The 17,650-nt window shown below is 35.9% G+C and carries 14 protein-coding genes, 1 tRNA gene and 1 pseudogene; 4 read left to right on the forward strand and 12 right to left on the reverse strand.

Annotated features, from left to right (window positions below):
- Positions 1–54: 54 nt before the first annotated feature.
- The 10 genes and pseudogenes from INQ25_RS07010 to INQ25_RS04855 form a co-directional block, all read right to left on the reverse strand.
- A pseudogene (locus tag INQ25_RS07010) lies at positions 55–1,148 on the reverse strand (IS3 family transposase).
- 232 nt (positions 1,149–1,380) lie between these two features.
- Positions 1,381–2,187 (reverse strand): SDR family oxidoreductase, encoded by an 807-nt coding sequence (locus INQ25_RS04820; protein ID WP_213863192.1) that lies wholly within the window; start codon positions 2,185–2,187, stop codon positions 1,381–1,383.
- 5 nt (positions 2,188–2,192) lie between these two features.
- Positions 2,193–2,837: an alpha/beta hydrolase gene (locus INQ25_RS04825; protein ID WP_015589325.1), complete on the reverse strand. Its 645-nt coding sequence runs from the start codon at positions 2,835–2,837 to the stop codon at positions 2,193–2,195.
- A 77-nt stretch (positions 2,838–2,914) separates the two neighbouring features.
- On the reverse strand, positions 2,915–3,064 hold the full coding sequence (locus tag INQ25_RS04830; protein WP_213863193.1) for a hypothetical protein: 150 nt from the start codon (positions 3,062–3,064) through the stop codon (positions 2,915–2,917).
- 455 nt (positions 3,065–3,519) lie between these two features.
- Positions 3,520–3,645, reverse strand: a complete 126-nt coding sequence (locus INQ25_RS06675) for a hypothetical protein (protein ID WP_281410249.1) — start codon at positions 3,643–3,645, stop codon at positions 3,520–3,522.
- Between the two features lie 49 nt (positions 3,646–3,694).
- Positions 3,695–4,060 (reverse strand): hypothetical protein, encoded by a 366-nt coding sequence (locus INQ25_RS04835; protein WP_064125381.1) that lies wholly within the window; start codon positions 4,058–4,060, stop codon positions 3,695–3,697.
- A 121-nt stretch (positions 4,061–4,181) separates the two neighbouring features.
- On the reverse strand, positions 4,182–5,849 hold the full coding sequence (locus INQ25_RS04840) for an aminopeptidase P family protein (RefSeq protein ID WP_213863194.1): 1,668 nt from the start codon (positions 5,847–5,849) through the stop codon (positions 4,182–4,184).
- An 8-nt stretch (positions 5,850–5,857) separates the two neighbouring features.
- The gene (gene mnmG, locus INQ25_RS04845; protein WP_213863195.1) at positions 5,858–7,780 is read right to left on the reverse strand and encodes a tRNA uridine-5-carboxymethylaminomethyl(34) synthesis enzyme MnmG; all 1,923 of its coding nucleotides are present in this window, start codon (positions 7,778–7,780) and stop codon (positions 5,858–5,860) included.
- A 110-nt stretch (positions 7,781–7,890) separates the two neighbouring features.
- Positions 7,891–8,337, reverse strand: coding sequence for a hypothetical protein (locus INQ25_RS04850; protein WP_213863196.1), 447 nt, complete (start codon positions 8,335–8,337; stop codon positions 7,891–7,893).
- A 65-nt stretch (positions 8,338–8,402) separates the two neighbouring features.
- Positions 8,403–8,478 (reverse strand) — tRNA-His (locus INQ25_RS04855).
- Between the two features lie 150 nt (positions 8,479–8,628).
- Here INQ25_RS04855 and murJ point away from each other — a divergent pair.
- Both murJ and INQ25_RS04865 read left to right on the forward strand, forming a co-directional pair.
- Entirely contained in the window at positions 8,629–10,116 is a 1,488-nt protein-coding gene (gene murJ, locus INQ25_RS04860; RefSeq protein ID WP_213863197.1) for a murein biosynthesis integral membrane protein MurJ, read from the forward strand.
- Between the two features lie 3 nt (positions 10,117–10,119).
- The gene (locus INQ25_RS04865) at positions 10,120–12,663 is read left to right on the forward strand and encodes an AsmA family protein (RefSeq protein WP_213863198.1); all 2,544 of its coding nucleotides are present in this window, start codon (positions 10,120–10,122) and stop codon (positions 12,661–12,663) included.
- A gap of 54 nt (positions 12,664–12,717) precedes the next feature.
- Here the strand turns inward: INQ25_RS04865 and INQ25_RS04870 are convergent, their stop codons facing one another.
- On the reverse strand, positions 12,718–13,911 hold the full coding sequence (locus tag INQ25_RS04870) for a phage portal protein (protein WP_213863199.1): 1,194 nt from the start codon (positions 13,909–13,911) through the stop codon (positions 12,718–12,720).
- A gap of 296 nt (positions 13,912–14,207) precedes the next feature.
- Between INQ25_RS04870 and lipB the strand changes: the two genes are divergently transcribed.
- Both lipB and INQ25_RS04880 read left to right on the forward strand, forming a co-directional pair.
- A complete protein-coding gene (gene lipB / locus INQ25_RS04875) occupies positions 14,208–14,825 on the forward strand; it encodes a lipoyl(octanoyl) transferase LipB (RefSeq protein ID WP_213863200.1) in 618 nt (205 codons plus the stop codon).
- Positions 14,825–15,850 (forward strand): LD-carboxypeptidase, encoded by a 1,026-nt coding sequence (locus tag INQ25_RS04880; protein WP_213863201.1) that lies wholly within the window; start codon positions 14,825–14,827, stop codon positions 15,848–15,850. Before lipB ends, INQ25_RS04880 begins: the two co-directional genes overlap by 1 nt.
- 343 nt (positions 15,851–16,193) lie before the next feature.
- Here the strand turns inward: INQ25_RS04880 and terL are convergent, their stop codons facing one another.
- On the reverse strand, positions 16,194–17,636 hold the full coding sequence (terL, locus tag INQ25_RS04885) for a phage terminase large subunit (RefSeq protein WP_213863203.1): 1,443 nt from the start codon (positions 17,634–17,636) through the stop codon (positions 16,194–16,196).
- Between the last annotated feature and the right edge of the window lie 14 nt (positions 17,637–17,650).

Below are 17,650 nucleotides of genomic sequence, written 5' to 3' on the forward strand. Positions count from 1 at the left end.
TAGAAGAAATTTGACCTTACCCAGAAAAAGTGGAGAGAAAGTGTGGAATGTTTTTTACAAAAAGAATGATGCATCAAATTGTTCTGGAATGCAATAGTTAATAGTGACGTTGTTTGTTATAAAAAATTTCTATGTATTCAAATATTGCAGTTCTAGTTTGTTGAGCAGAGTGTTGTGAAGTATCAATAAGTATTTCTCTTTTCAATGAGCTAAAGAAGCTTTCTGCAACAGAATTGTCGTAACAACAGCCTTTATTACTCATCTATATTCTTTACAGCTAAGAGATATTGATACCCTTGCGCAGTATATTGTGAACCTTGGTCACTGTGCAGCAGTAGATTTTTAACAGGTTTACGCCTATTAATGGCCATTAATAAAGAGTTCATAACCAATTGTTTATTTATTGCACTACTCATTAACTACCATACGTGAGAATTATTGCTGCCAAATATAGCCATCCCTCCTTGGTTTTGATGTAAGTAATCCCATACTTTATTTGGTTGATCAACAATAAAGTTTTGATCTAGTATATTGGGAGCTACAGCTCTATTATCTGTTTGTTGTTTTTTAATTTTAAACTTTCTTTTCAGTATAGCCCTGATGTCATTTTTCTGCATAATACTTTGCACCGTTTTCAAATTGCAACTTTTACCCAAAGCCTTCAATTCAGCATGAATTTTAGGAGCTCCATATCTACATTTAGAAACTTGATATATTTTTTGAATAGCTGCGAGTAGCTCTTTATTTGCTGATTCTCTACTGCTTATTTTTCTTGTGGTCCACTTATAGTAGCCACTAGCAGAAAATCCTACATAATTCCTGCACTTTATGGTGTTTACTATGCTCTTTTATAAAAAAATATTTTACTCTTTTTGACTGGCCAGGGCTTTTTTTAAAATGTCTCTTTCTCTTGTTACTTTTGCTAACTCTTTCTGTAAATCAAATCTCTCTTTGTCATAAGGTGCTACATCTGGAAATGCATTTGCTGCTGACTTTTTTTCGTTATATTTCTTCATCCATTTTCCTAATACACTATCCCTTATTCCTAGATCTCTTGCTACTTTTGCAACTGGTTGACCTACCTTTCTTTGTTCATTTGCCAGTTTAACAGCTTCCAATTTGAATTCTGCTGTATATTCTCTTACCATTTCTAATCCTCCAAAATTTTATTTTACCCAAAAAAACTCTTTTCTTTCTCTCCACTTTTTCTGGGTAAGGTCACTATTTCTTAAGTAATTTACACTTCAGAGTTTATCTGCTTTAAAGTTTACTCTATTCTGTTTCAGCATTTGTCATAAATCCTTAATTATTTCTGACTTTTTAGTTCAGTTTTTAACCATTCTTTCCTTAACTTAATGGCAGTGACAATAAGCCTATCTATCATTCTGATGTGATTTCAGTTTTGTTTACGTGCAAACTCTCTAATCCCACCTTGTAGTTAGGATAAATTAGAGAGACATTAAGATCTTTTTTAATTTTAACATTACTTACTCTCTTTGATCCTAAATAAAAACTCTGTGCATAATCTGGTAACTCAATTGGTTCTGGAGGGCTAACATTGAGAAGTTTGGTCGCATATATTACCACTTCAGATTGTGTAGTGGGTAAATCGTCTGCACAATTGTATATTTCACCAGGTTTTATGTTTTGCATGGAAGAAAATAAAATATTTGATATATCTTCAACGTGAATACGAGAAAAAAAATGCCCTTCTTTTTTCACATTTCTTGCTTTGCCAAGCTGCAAGTCAATTAACACGTTCCTACTAGGGCCGTATATTCCAGCTAAACGAAAAATATGTACAGGCAGTTTGCTATTTAGCCACTTCTTTTCAGATTTAAGGCGCTTTTCTCCTCTGATTTCTATAGGTCTTGTTTCAGATTCCTCATCCACCCAATTACCAGAGTGATCACCATAGACGCTAGTTGCAGACAAATAACCAAGCCATTTTACATTTTGCAGGCAATCACCGTATCTCTCCACAACATCATCGCCATCTGGAGGAATAGAAATTAAAACGTGCGTTGCGCTTTTAAGCAGATCTTGACTAACTTTCTCATAATTAAAGAGGATTACATCTTGTATATTTTTACTTCTTGATGTGCCACTGACTTTCCAACCTAAGTTCAGTAATTTTTTCGATAAAAATTTAGCTACATATCCATAACCAAAGCAAAACAAGTGCATGAAAATTAATTTTTAAAATTCTTCTTGATAAATTCTACTCCTAATTTTATTCCCTCTTCATTAATAATATGCCCTAATGCATGAATTGGGTGTCCTTCAACATTTACTCCATTTTCTTTCAGAGCTTTAACCGCTAAATCGAGGGACGAAAAAGGTACCACGTCGTCAGCATCACCATGGATAACACATATGTTAGGTTTTGACTTGATCTCTGGTGCAGTTTTTGAAGGTGAAAGAAATCTACCAGAGTATGCAACAACTGATGCACAGGATTGAGAGCGGGTGAGAGCTGTATGTATTGCAAGCATTGCTCCTTGAGAAAATCCAACTAAAGAAAGTTGCGTATCTTTTAAATTAAGCTCCTTTAATTTTGTATCAATGAAATGATTTACAATTGATGTAGCATTTTTTACTCCATTATATAGCGCTTCCTCACTACGATCTTCCAAGCTGAACCACTGATAACCATCACCTATTTCTCTTTCAAACGGAGCATTGGGTACTGCAAAATATGAACCCAGTAAAAACTTGCTCATAACTTTAGCAAGGTGAATGAAATTATCGCCACTTGAGCCCCAACCATGTAAAAAAATAATCAAATTTTTCTTATTTCCGCCTGCACAAATTTCTGGGCCTTTAAGTTCAATCATTTCTTTTCCTTTTGCATTTATATTTTTATTTAACACTAATTTTCAAATTTGTAAAAACCCATGTGCAATTATGTACACTAGCTCATAACTGTATGAACATTGCAATTTGCAGGCAATTCGCGTGGCAGATGAAAGTAGCTGACACTGGAATACAGCTTTTGATCGAAAATGTTGCATAGTGCACAATCAATTTTTCTAGATCCCAGTGTCAAGCACTGGGATGACATCATAGGGGCGCTGGGATGACACCCTCCTGCTAGACAATGTTCGTACAGCTATGGAATGAATTGCGGTATGACGTAGGATTGCTGTCATTCCAGTCTGGAATCCAGGAAACTTAACTTTACACCAGGTAATAAGAACTGGATCCCAGTGGGCTTTGTTGCATCGCTACTTATGAAAGGCTAACTATAGTTAGGATTATAAGCAACCTATTGAAAATCTTGTTTTTTTGCAATCAATCTGATCAAATTTAAGAATAGTAATTTGTTATTTATATTAATAAATTTAATTCTATTGAAAATAGCTAAAGCATTGAAATTCTTGAATTTTAGCCGGATTGGTAAATGGTAGTGAAATTTCTTTTACTCAAATTTAGGTATTCATTGACCGTTCTTGTTATAAATACCAGAATAATAAGCTACTGATATTCCCTATCTTTTTTATCTTTAATCCATCATAGCTAGCAATGCAACAAAGCCATCCCAGTGTCAAGCACTGGGATGACACCTCTGGGCACTGCCGTCATAAAGGAACCAGTGTCAGCTACTTTCATGACATCAATAATTGACCTCGACTTACCGTCCAACTAGAAAGTTGTACATAGAATGACAGAAGAGACTCGTGTTAGATATTATTTATTTACTTTCGATCTTTTCTATCAATTTTTTAACTAAACCTCTTAGCTTCTTACTGGATTCATCAAGCTCTTGAATCTGCGAGCTATGCTCTTTCATTAGTTCCTTATAGTTACCTCTTATGTAGTCAATCATTTCCTTCATCTGAGCAATCATCTTGTTAACATCCATACTGCCCAAATCAGGTATCATGCCAGGCATAGCCCCTTCTAACATACCGCCAGCCATAAGCTGCTGAGACATTTGCATAAATGGTTTTAAAGTCTGATTAAGCAATTCAGGATCCTTGGCTAATTTTTCTATTTGCTCTTTGCAAGTATCCATATACTGCTTCATAAATTCATCTTCTTGCCCTTTGTCTATCATAATTATAACCTACCTAAAAATACGTGTTCTTTATTATATATTATTTTAAAATTAAAAACAATACAAAATACCTGTCACAATTGCATTAATACTTTTTAAATAATAAAAAATGCTCCTTTGCTTATAAAGGGTCACATACCTTCTTTAACCATTCCTTATCTTTTACGCTATTTTCTAAGTTTTTATAGACAAATTGATGGTAGCCATTTATCCATTCAATTTCATCCTTAGTAAGCATTTGCACATTTATTAGTCTTCTATCATATGGAATAGAGGTCAGTTGTTTAAAGTTTAAGAAGCCGTTTTCTTGTCTGTTGACATACATCAGATTTTCAATCCTTATTCCATACTCTCCCGGAATGTAATAGCCAGGTTCGTTGGAAAGTATCATCCCTGGCGTGAGTTTCACTTTATTACTTTTTGATATTGCTTGTGGTCCTTCGTGTACTGATAGGTAACTTCCTACTCCATGCCCTGTACCATGCATATAGTCCATTCCAAATTTCCATAAATGCGTACGTGCTAATATATCCAATTCTCCACCAGTAGTGCCAGGAGGAAAGATGACACTTGCTATAGCAATGTGAGCTTTGAGTACTATTGTATAGTGGGTTATTTGTTCATCAGTTGGATTGCCAATTGCTACAGTTCTTGTCACATCAGTTGTGCCGTCAAGGTACTGGCCACCAGAGTCAATCAAATACAGTCCATCTTTCTGAATTACTTTATTCGTCTTACTGCTTGCACGATAGTGAATTATTGCTCCATTCTCATTAAATGCTGAAATTATTGGAAAACTTAGTTGCTTAAACAAATTCTGCTCTTTTCTGTATTCTAAAATCTTTTCTTCAGCTTCAAGTTCTGTACCAACATTATTTTCAAGCCAAGATAGAAAATTTGTAACTGCCACTCCATCTCTGATATGCGCATTTATAGCCCCAGCTATTTCAGTTTGGTTTTTTGCTGCTTTATAAATTAGACAAGGATCTTCTCTCTCAGCTACCTGTTTATCTTTTATTACAGCCATGATACTCATTGGAGTTGTGCTTGGATCCATGACTATTGAATTTAGCTTGTGCAGCGAATTTTCTAGCTCACTAATATCAAAAATATTTATATGATTGCCTAAATTTGCTTCTATAGTTGAATGTTCTTTATCTTGAATAAACAAATCAACATTACCGCTTTTATACAATATAGCACGGCCCAATATACATGGAGTATATTTAGCATTTTCATTTCTTAAATTTAATAACCAAGAAATTGAATTTGGATCAGTTAAAAGCACTGCTTCAGCTTCTTTATCTATACTTTTAGCGACTTTTTCACATTTGTCCTTACTACTTTCACCAGCATGTTCAATAGAATGTAAAACCACTGCTTGTTTTCGATAGTCACTTTTTTTTCCAGCTAAACAGGGTATTAATTTACAGATATTCTCATACTTTCTTATATCTTCTATGGTAAAATATTGCAAATAATAACCTAGTGAGGCAGTCGATGTTAAGTTTGCTTTTATCCATTCGCGTGGATCCTCTTCTTGTATATTATATACTTGAAAATTGCCCCGATCGAGCTGATTGCGAGCTTGTGTGATATAGCGTCCATCCGTAAAAAATGGGCACTTGTTGTCTTTTGTAACGATAAGTAGCCCATTTGTTCCTGTAAAGCCACACAGCTTTGTTAGCTCCTCTGAATACTCATTTAAATATTCATCTTTAGTATGCAACATAAATGCATCAACGTTTATCTCGTGCATAAAAGAACGAAATTCTTCGATTTTTGACATAGAACACCTCATACAAAATTAGCAGCCACTTTCGTTTTCCTGTTTCTCAAATACACTAATATGCTCACTATCGCTGCAGGAGTGATGCCTTGTATTTGCTTTGCAATGCCAATCGTCGCTGGTTTTATCGTCTGCAACTTTTCTATTACTTCACTTGACAGGCCTTTAACTTGTGAATAGTTAAAATCAATTGGAATTTGAGTGTTAATTTCCTCTCGTAAAAACTTCATATCCGCTTCTTGTCTTATTAGATAAGGTTTGTATTTTGCTTCAATTTCAACCGCTTCGCATATTTCATTCTTAGTTATGCTACCCATTGCGGTGCCATCCCAGCGCGTGATGCTGCTTAACTCCGGCCATATTTCTTGTAATTTATTCCAGTCGATGTTTGGATAGCTAAGTAAATCTAGTGCCGTTTTTCTTATCCCATCATAAGATATTTTGATACCATAAGACCTAAGCTGCTCAGGAGTAATCGTCAGACTCCCTAACTTCTCTTCAAGCTGCTTAATGGATTCAAGTTTATTCTGTAAAACAGAGTATCTCTCATGCGAAACAAGGGAAATATCATAACCTTTTTGTGTTAATCTTCTATCTGCATTGTCTGACCTGATAGCTAGCCTATATTCTGCACGTGAGGTAAATAATCTATAAGGTTCGATCACCCCTTTGGTGACTAGATCATCTATCATTACGCCGATATATGAGTCTGTGCGATGAAGAACAAAGCTTTCTTTTTTTTCAGATGCAGAGAGTGCTGCATTAATTCCGGCAATAACTCCTTGCCCTGCTGCTTCTTCATATCCAGTAGTGCCATTAATTTGGCCAGCAAAATATAGGCCTTTAATTTTCTTAGTTTCAAGAGTATGGCTTAGTTCTCGTGGATCAATATAGTCATACTCAACTGCATATCCAGGTCTTAGTATTTCTGCATTTTCAAGTCCCTTGATACTCTTTATCATTTCACACTGCACTTCAATAGGCAATGAATTTGAAATTCCGTTCGGGTATATAGTATCATCATTCAAGCCCTCTGGTTCTAAAAATATTTGATGACTACTTTTTTCTGCGAATTTTTTAACCTTAGTTTCAATGGATGGGCAGTATCTTGGTGCTATAATATCATCCAAATACGAAGAAGCTGACCTGTGCAGATTCTCTCTAATTATTTTATGCGTGTTTTCATTAGTATGGGTAATAAAGCATGATACCTGAGGTTGGTTAATTTTTTCTGTTAAGTAAGAAAACGGCACAGGTGGATTATCACCCACTTGTTCTTGCAATATTGACCAGTTTATAGTGCCACGATCAAGCCTCGGTGGAGTTCCAGTACGCAATCTACCTAATTTAAAATTATATTTCTTCAACGTATTTGCAAGTTCTACTGCAGGCTTATCTCCCATTCTCCCTGAAGGAGTTACCTGCTCTCCTATATGAATTACACCTTGCAGGAAAGTCCCTGTAGTTAAAATGACTTTGCTTGTCAGTATATGCTCCCCTGAGCTTGTTATTACAGCTTTAATGCACAATTCTCCATTGTTATTACTCTCTATAAGGAAATCGTCAACTGACTCTTCTTTTACCGTCAAATTATTATAATTTAGAATAATTTCCTGTATTGCTTGCTTGTATAATTTTCGATCTGCCTGTGCACGTGGTCCCCACACTGCCGCACCTCTGCTGCTATTTAAAATGACTGAGTGTATGCTTGCTCGGTCGATTGCTCTTCCCATTATTCCATCAAGAGCGTCAACTTCCCTGACTACAACACCCTTTGCAACTCCTCCAATTGCTGGATTGCAGGACATTTCCCCTATAGTTGAAATTTTATGAGTTATAAGCAGCGTGTTTGCACCAAGGCGAGCTGCAGCAGCAGCCGCTTCGCACCCTGCATGGCCACCACCTACTACTACTACGTCATATTTATGCATGCTTTCTTGAGTAATTTTTACTCTACTAATATTCTAACTATTAGCGGTTAATGTCAAATTTTGTTATTCCAATGCTGCACACTGGAATAACAGAAACCTTTTTGGTTAGCTTAAACGTCCTGCTTTTTTGAAGAAAAACACTCAATTATAGGTGATATAATGTGCTCATTCACTTTTTCAGCTATTGGTACTATAATATTTTCCATTGCAAGAAACGCTGTAATTGGTGCTATGGCTCCTATTACAGCACCTGCCAAAGCTGCAGAGCCCATTCCAAGCATTGCACCAGGAAAAATAGCAGTTGCGGCTGCAGCAAGGCCAACTCCAATTGCAACGCTTGCAACGCATATACAAGCAAAGAAGAAAAGAGCTTCTTTGGAGAATTTTCCTTCTTTTACACTATCGCATATAAAATATGCAGTTAATAATATTACAGGAATGGCGGCAATAATTCCACCTATAACCAAAGGTGATAAAGCTGTAAAACTCAATCCCAGACCTGTAAATGCACCTATTACCGATACTACACCTAAAAGTATTAAATCTCCTTCATCCATATAACCTCCCTAATTAATTGATATATTACCATTTGTTCATATCTCCGTCAAGCAGAAAATTTTAGTGGGGCGAGCGACCAGGATCGAACTGGCGACATTCAGTACCACAAACTGACGCTCTACCAACTGAGCTACGCCCGCCAAGATATAAAATTTCTAACATAAGAGCGCAAATAGTCAATTGATTATTTAACTCTCCTTTTGCAGAGGGTTTTAAGTTTAGCCAATAAATATTTTCATTGATACTTTTACCATTATAGTTAATCGTATTGACACTAATGAAGTAGTGGTATGTTTAAAAGTATTTTCACATTTAGTTTTTTTACGGCTATTTCAAGGATCTCAGGGTTAATAAGAGATGTATTGATTGCTACGGTTATTGGTGCGAACTCTCTTGCAGACATATTTTTTTCTTCGTTTCGCTTTGCCAATCTATTTCGAGCATTTTTTGCAGAAGGAGCGTTCACTACCTCATTCATACCGTTATATTCGACAGAATCATATGATAATAAAAAGGCATTTAATTTTGCAAGTAGTGTAATATCCATTACGTTTATTATCTTAGTAATTTTTTGCCTTATTATGCAAACTTTCTCCCCTTATATGATTCAAATTTTTGCTCCTGGATTTGACCAAAGTAAGTTTACCCTTACTGTTACTTTATCAAGAATTATGATGCCCTACATAATCTTTGTTTCAATTGCATCACTTATTGGTGGAATGCTGCAAGTAAAGCAGCATTTTGCTTCAACAGCTATTGCACCAATTGTTTTGAATCTCTGTTTAATCATCAGCTTGCTTTTACCTTACATTGAAACACCGGCTCATAACCTTTCTATAGCTGTCCTTATAGGAGGAATTTTCCAGCTACTTTTGATACTATTTAGTGCATACAAGTTAAAGGCAGCTTTTTCTTTTAGCCTTGAATTAAGCAATGAAGTAAGGTTGTTTTTTAAGCGTGTGATACCTGCAATTATCAACAATTGTGTAACTCAAATAAGCTTATGGATTGATACAATCATGGCGAGTTTTATACCAAATGCGGTGTCCTATATATATTATGCCGATAGACTAAATCAACTACCGCAGGGAATAATCGGTACTGCAATTGGTACAGTGCTTCTTCCTTTAATTTCAAAACAGGTGAATAATACTGAAAATATAGTCAAAATACAGAACAAGGCTCTCAACATAGGATTAATGTTAATTATGCCAACAACTGCTGCCTTTATCATTATTCCCGACATAATTTTACTTACGCTTTTTTCTTACGGCCGGTTTGATCATTATGCAGTGCAGCAAACTGTTCCCACTTTAATAGCATTTTCTCTTTCTTTACCTGCATTTATTATAAATAAAGTATTGCTACCCACATTTTTTGCTAAAGGCAATCTGAAAATACCAACCATATTTTCGCTAATGTGTCTTGGAATTAATGTAGTGCTAAACCTTTTGTTAATGAACGAGTATCAGCATACGGGGATTGCTATTGCTACTTCCGTTTCCACTTGGATAAACTCTATTCTATTAATTAGTTATTTAACAATAAATAAAATGTATAAGGTTAGCCAAGCGTTATTGTTAAATGTCATGAAAATTTTTGTAGCAACGGCAGTCATGTCAATAGCCCTTTATATTTTTAATTCTTTGTTGGCAGGATTATTTTTTGATAAAATGTTGGCTCGTATTGTTTATTTAACGACTTTAATAGCTTTGAGTGTTATTGTTTATTTTGGTATTCTCTATTTAATATTTAAGGGAAACTTTAAGCATGTGTAAATTATGAGACTTTCTTTATATGCTATATTATCAATCTCACTGCTATTAATTCTCATGCATGTTGCTGCAACTTTTAAGGATTGGAGTGGCTACAGGAAATATATCATAAAAGAGTTAGAGAAGACGTATGATGCTAAAGTGCATATTGGGGGAAAAATTAAAGTTTCGTTGATTACCCCAAAGCTCACTATTTATAATGTATACGTACAATACAACGAAAATAAAGAGCAAAAGTTGTCAGATTTAATTAGTGTAAGAAAAATTGAAATAAGGCCATCGTTCCTATCGTTGTTTTTATTTTCGTTGCAACCAAAGTCAATCACATTGTTTGGCATGAAAAGCAACAAAGAAAATTTACTTAATATTATAAATACAAACGCCAGTGGTAACACAGTCGATATAGTAATAAAAGACAGCCAAGTAAGTTTCAAGAATGATTTCGCTGATATTGTTAACATAAAGGAAGTTGCTGTAAAAAAAAATAAGCAGTTTTTTGGTAAAGTAAAGGTAGGTGATAATAATTACGATTTTTCAGGAAAGGTTAATATCACAAAAAGGAATGTACACATTAGTGTTGAATCAAATTTTGTAAATTTGCTATTTACAGGTAATAGAAATCAAGAAGAACTCCAGGGTAATTTAACATTAACAATTAATAACAGTTCCGGTTCTGTGAGTGATTTAGCAAAAATCATTAATCTTAGCTTTCTCTCTTGTGTTATTCCTAGCGAAAATATCAAGATATCATCCAATATAAGTCTTAATGAAAGTGAGTTTACGGCAACTGACTTAAAAATTGATTCCAAAAGCATGCAAGCCAGCGGTACAATACAAAATGATAGAAAAGGCAATCACACTAATTTCAATATTAGCTTCAGTAAAGTTGATTTAGATTCCATACAAAATGATTCACAAAGAACAATGAATATGAAGGATCTTCTGGAATGTTTTAGAGCAGTTGTGCCAAAGAACTTGAGCTTAAATTTTAATATGGAAGCTTCTAACATTCAATATCAAAACAAAATATTGGACAATTTCCGTGCTGTACTAAAATCCACTGATGGCAAAGTAAAAGTTAATACGCTTCTTAAATTTCCTGGAATCAATAATATATCTTACTTATCAGGAGAGATCTCAAACAATAATGTCCTATCTGAATTCAACGGCGATTTATTAGTCGAAGGAAATGATTTTGAGTCATTCATTTCATGTTTTTTCCCTTCTATAAAGATGAAAGAAAACCAGAAAAATCAATTTACACTAAGTTCTAAACTGCACCTTGCACCAAGAATATTATCTATCTCAGACATTAGACTGCTAAATAATAAGGAATCCTTGCAAGGGTCAATTAGAGTAAGCCATACAAAAAAACACAATGTGGTCAATGGTGAATTTAGCATGCATAATCTTGATGCAGATAAATATGATCATTCATTATTTAGCAGTTTACCTAAAATGCAATGGCTGAAAAATTTTCAGTATGATGCAAATATAAAGGCCCGTGTTAATAACCTTACATTGAATGATACGAAAATTAAAAATTTGGATTTTTTGCTAAAAATGGAAAAAGGTAAGCTAGTTGCAGATAAAATAAAACTATCTGGAGAAGATTTCGATATTACCGGTAATGCAAAAATATTAGCAGATCAAAAATACGCCAAACCTTTATTAGATGTTAACCTTACGGGCAGTAAATTTAATGGAAAAATTATTACATTACCAAATTTAGTAGAGACGAAAAGAAATTCAAGAAATGAGATAGATCAAATTCAATGGTCAACAAAGCAGCTTGATTTTTTGGATGATAAAGAAGGCTTTGATGCAAATGTGCAAATCAATACTGCAGAATTTAAAACCGAGCATAATGTTTTGAAAGATTTTAATTTGGATGCGGTAATGAGAAACAACACTATCACTATCAGGCAGGCAAGTTACGTATTAGAACGCGGGCAAGTGTTTTTTCAGGGTTATTTAAGATCAGACTCAATAAATACAAGGTTTTCTATTGTAAATTTGGACACTAAAAAGATTGGTAAGGTTATAGGAATTGACAATGTAAATGGTCAGGTAAGCTTAAATGGTGAAATCAAAACTCAAGGAAAAAGTTTTCATGATTGGGCTAGTAACTTATCAGGAGATATAAATTTACAAGCACAGGGAATAGAATTTACTAATGTAGATTTCAATTCATTTATCACTAATTTGTTAAGCAGTAATAATAAGTCTGAAATCTCCACACTTGCTTATATTGATATATATAACGGTAAAACATTTTTTGAAAATATTAGCGGAAAAGCAAGTATTAAGAGTGGTATATGTTCAACTAGTTTACAATTCGGGATTGATCAAGCATCAGGGTCAATCTCTTCTAATTTAACCTTATCTAACTTCGCTTTAGCTTCTATATTCAGGTTCTTTTTCATACCGCCAAACCATAGTAATCCAATCTATATCGATATGCATTTGGATGGCCCTATTTGGCGTCCTAAGATGAGTTTTGATGTAGACCAAATCTTCACCGCTCTGGTTGGCAAGAAAAATAGTTGATTTACTTAGGCGTACGGTTTAGGGGACAATGAACTCATCTGAACGGATACAAACTTAACCTAACTCATCACCACCTGGCAGTGGTGGCAAGCCAAAAGCTTCTCTTTTTTCATTGAGTGTCATAAAGCTTGCATTTTCTACGTATTTCCACAACTTTTGTCTTTTTTCCATGAGAATTTCTATTGCATCTTTGTCATACGACAAGCACAGATCTTCACCAAATCTTGGTATCAGCCAAGAATTCAGGTGACAGATAATATTTTCTAGCGTTGGTAAAACCGTCTGTTCCCAGAGGGATAAGCGTGCTTCGACTAAATTGCTATAAGTGTTATCACCCGGTATGCCAAGCAATTGCGGTGGAACGCCAAAAGCTAGCGCAATATCACGAGCTGAGCTGTGTTTGGACTCAATAAAATCCATATCCCTTGGCGATAAGCTCATTTCTTTCCACTCCAAGCCTCCTTCAAGCAATATCGGTCTTCCAGCGTTTATAGAACCTGAATAATGATCATTTATCTGCGCTTTTAAGCGTTGGTACTGCTCTTGACTTAAACTTCCACCACTTCCATCTTTTGCTGATTTTACAACTATTGCACCACTTGGTCTTGCCCCATTTTGCAACATCGCTTGATTCCAAGCACCCGCCTGATTATGTTGATCTATGCTATATGCAGCTGCCTCAATTGGTGATAACCCATACCAATCATTCAAAGGATTAAAGGTCTTTAGGTGCAACACTGCTGAACGTCCGGTTAGTTTATCAACTTTAAAGTCATAACTGTTGTTATTTATGGTATAACGATAGATATAAGGAACGTTATTTCTCCCTGGAACAATTTCAACCCTATCTGGGCGCAGAAGATAAAGCTCTGTTGGTGGTTTTCTACTATTCTGTGACTCAACCATCAATATATAAGAATTGCCGTTAACTAACCGATAAGTTACAATCCCCTCAATAAATTCCGATTTTGATGTCATTGGGTTAGGAGAATAAAGTAATTTCAGTAATGGATGGGCTTTTAGTTGCGATTTTCCCTGGTCAGTAAGCTGGCAGAGAGTAAGAGGTACCGAAGATGCAGCACTTGCAATCATATTGATTGCTCGAAAGGCAATAACATTTTTTATGTAACCTTCCTCAGCAAAACTTACATAATCACGCTTACTCCAACTTGGCTCCATCATCAGTTGCAAAGCAGAGTATTCATTAAGTACTACGCTTTTCTTTCTTTGAAAAATGTTGAAATTCATATGTGCCTCCTATAGCTAATGCAAGTCATACCGCCGCGGTATCTCTAGATCCCGCTAACAAGCAGCGGGATGACGATTGTCAGGCCAGCACCCCTATGATGTCATCCAAGTAGCTGACACTGATTCCTTTATGATAATGTCATCCCAGTGCGTGACACTGGGATGACATTATAGGAGCTGGATGACAAAGAACGGGCTACTACCCTACTAGCGGCAATTGTTTCCAAAGCACAACGTTTATACAGAGCTACTAAGATGATAGAAAAATGCTATACTAAAAAAAAAAGAAATTGAACATGGCAGAATGGCTAATATCTAATCAGCTTATTGATTATAACTGTGCCGTAAAATCTATGGAAGAGAAAATTCAACAAATTCACAATAATTCAGCAGACGAATTGGTATGGCTACTCCAGCACCCTCCACTTTATACTGCAGGAATCAGTGCAACAGCTGATGATATTGTTGAAAAACTATTTCCCATATATAAAACAGGAAGGGGTGGTAAACACACATATCATGGTCCAGGACAGCGCATCATATATTTAATGTTAAACCTTAAAAAAAGAAACAAATGCGATATAAAGCTATATATTAGAGATCTAAGTAAGTGGATCATAAATGTTTTAAAGCAATTTAATATACTTGGAGAATTTAAAGAGGATAGAATAGGTGTTTGGGTAAACCATAACGGAGTAGAAAAAAAAATTGCAGCTTTTGGTATCCGTTTAAGAAAATGGGTAACTTATCATGGCATAGCGCTTAACGTCTTTCCAGACCTCTCTCACTATAAGGGTATTATTCCTTGTGGACTGCAAGATTATGGCGTCACGTCAATGGAAGAACTAGGAGTGAAAGTTCCACTCTCTGAATTGGATGATATACTAAAAAAAGAGTTTTATAAGATATTTTAATGATTGTTTATCTTTTATATTTCATTCTCACTTTATGTGCTAACACAAGTATTCATGCAATCGACCAAGTTGATATTATTGCTCCTTCTTCGAAGGGAAAAGAATCAGATCTGACTACTATAAAAGAATATGTAGAAGCTTTGGATTTTAATCCCCATATTTCGGAGAAAATATATAGTAATGATAATCCATTTTATTCCAACTCTGATGAATTCAGAGCAAATGATTTGGTTAGTGCACTAACCGGTGATAGTAAAATAATTTGGTGTATCAGAGGAGGAGAAGGGGCTTCTCGGTTAATTCCCTATCTAGAAAAGTTACCCAATGATAAAAAAGAAAGGATTGCTCAAAACAAAAAAATCCTCATAGGCTATAGCGATATAACTGCCTTGCACATCTATCTACAAGCTAAATATGATTGGCAAACTCTTCACGGCACCATGTTGGAAATGATAGTAAATAACTCCGTTTCTGAAAGCTCTGTTGAAAAATTGAAAGAGTTAATTCTTAACAAGCGGGATTCTATCAGATTTGATAACCTAAAGACGATAAATAATGGCATTAGACTAAAAGATGGCAGATTAAAGTCTAAAATCATCGGTGGTAATATGACTTTAGTTGAAAACAGTATAGGAACTGTTTGGCAAATAAATGCGAAAGGTAAAATTCTATTTTTAGAGGACATAAGAGTCTACCCATACGCAATAGAGCGCAGTTTAGATCACCTAAAACAAGCTCACATCTTTGATGGAGTACATGCAGTAATCTTTGGGGATTTCGTTAACTGCTATAACGATAACCTTGTTGAAGTTGTAAAAGAAAGGTTTGCAAAAAGTGTTAACTTTCCTGTATTTACAATGAAAGGGGTAGGCCATGGACATACAAATGATCCTTTACCTTTTAACACTCACGCTATTATTAGCGTTCAAGACGAAAAAGAAGGTTTGTTTTTTATGGACGTGCAGAATTTAGCTAATCTTATAGCTAACGCGAGCTCTACGTCATACCGCCGCAGTATCTCTTAGCCGCTAACACGTACTTAACCGTCATACCGCGATTCATTCGCGGTATCTCATCCGCTAACAAGAGATCCCGCTAACATGTAGCGGGATGACGAATTGCTTAACCGTCATTCCGCCGCAGACCGTCATACCGCCGCGGTATCTCTTAGCCGCTAACACATAGCGGGATGACGAGCTTATCGTCATGCTGCCGCGAACCGTCATACCGCCACGAACTGTCATACCACCACGAACCGTCATACCGCGATTCATTCGCGGTATCTCTAGATCCCGCTAACACGTAGCGGGATGACGGTTGTCAGGGTGTCATGCAAGTAGCTGACTACTTGGATCTGGTAGGCTTAAATCACAATGCCCGTAAAGCTGCGACCCTAGAGCTACTATCTCTCACCCACTGCAAATATTGCACGGTACTATCCACTTGATCATCGTGTCGAGTTTCAGGAAACATTAAAATCTCATACTCAAAATCGTTCAGCCATACTGCTTGGTGCGGCAGAAAAACCTTGCCAGACTCTATAATCGGAACAATTTGATAAAATCGAGTGAGTTTGTTATCATGTGGTACTATTTCGATAATTGGTAAATCACTGTTTGTCTTTAGCTCTTGCACCAATTGCTGACCACTTGTTTTTGCTTCGATTAAAATTGCGTGCGGTGTCCATCTTGCAGCTAGTGACAGAACTTGCTCTTTAAGCTTTGGATACTCAAGCTTTGCGCGATATACATCGAGTAAATAGAATTTATTGCCCACTTTTGTCCAGGTGGTGCAGACGCTAAAGTTGCTCATGCTGCTTGTTGAAACTGCAGTGTCCCAGCTCTGAGTGACATATGAGAGACTATCAGAAAAATTTCTATAGCGCTTCAGCCACTCTCGTTTAATTATACCACTTGAAAGTGGCAGAGGGTTCTGTTGATATTGTGCAGCAAAAGCGTAACTCCCAAGTTCGACTTTTATCATCTTAACTTCTTTTTTTCCTCCATAGAGGGGATATAATAGCTGGCCTTCTTCTCTTGAGTATAACATCTTTGCAGGTCTAGCACGCGATGCTGTTTTATTACTGGTTGTAGTTACTTGGATGACAGAAACAGGATGCGCTGGCTTTTTGATTGAATAGATAATCTTCTTATTTTCAGAAATCATCGGTAAGCAAATATGATGCCATATATTTTTTGGCTTGGAGAGAAGGTGTCCGGTTAAGTCCTCCTGGTGTAGCCTGTGCATTACAAGAACGATGACTCCTTTTTTTCTATCGTTCAGCCTGGTTACTAAAGTCTGATCAAACCAGTTTGTGGCACGCTTTCTAAGCGTTTCACTCAAAGCTTGAGCAGAACTGAGCGGATCGTCCACAATGATAAAATCACCACCTTCACCAGTTAGTGTTCCTCCAACTGATGTTGCGATTCTGTATCCTCTCTGCACTGTTTGAAATTTGTATTTGGTATTCTGATCTTTGGATAGTTCTACCTCTGGAAATAGCTCTCTATACCAACTAGACTGCATTATACACCTTGTATCGAGCGAGTGTTTTTCGCTAAGCAGCCGGGAGTAACTTGCAACTATTATTCTTGCAGTGGGCTGATTTCCCAGTATCCATGCGGGCCACGCAACGCTTATGCACAGGGACTTCATTGAACGCGGAGGCATATTGAATATTATTCGCCTCATTTTGCCAACATTTGCCGCTTCAAGTCTGTCTGCTATGACTTTTATATACTGATAATCATTATACTCACACCCCGGCACTACCGTTTGAAAGCATAACTCAATGAATTTTAGAAAGTTCATGATATAATGTTGAA

This window comes from Wolbachia endosymbiont of Rhagoletis cerasi (genome assembly GCF_018454475.1).
Classification (GTDB): Bacteria; Pseudomonadota; Alphaproteobacteria; order Rickettsiales; family Anaplasmataceae; genus Wolbachia; species Wolbachia pipientis.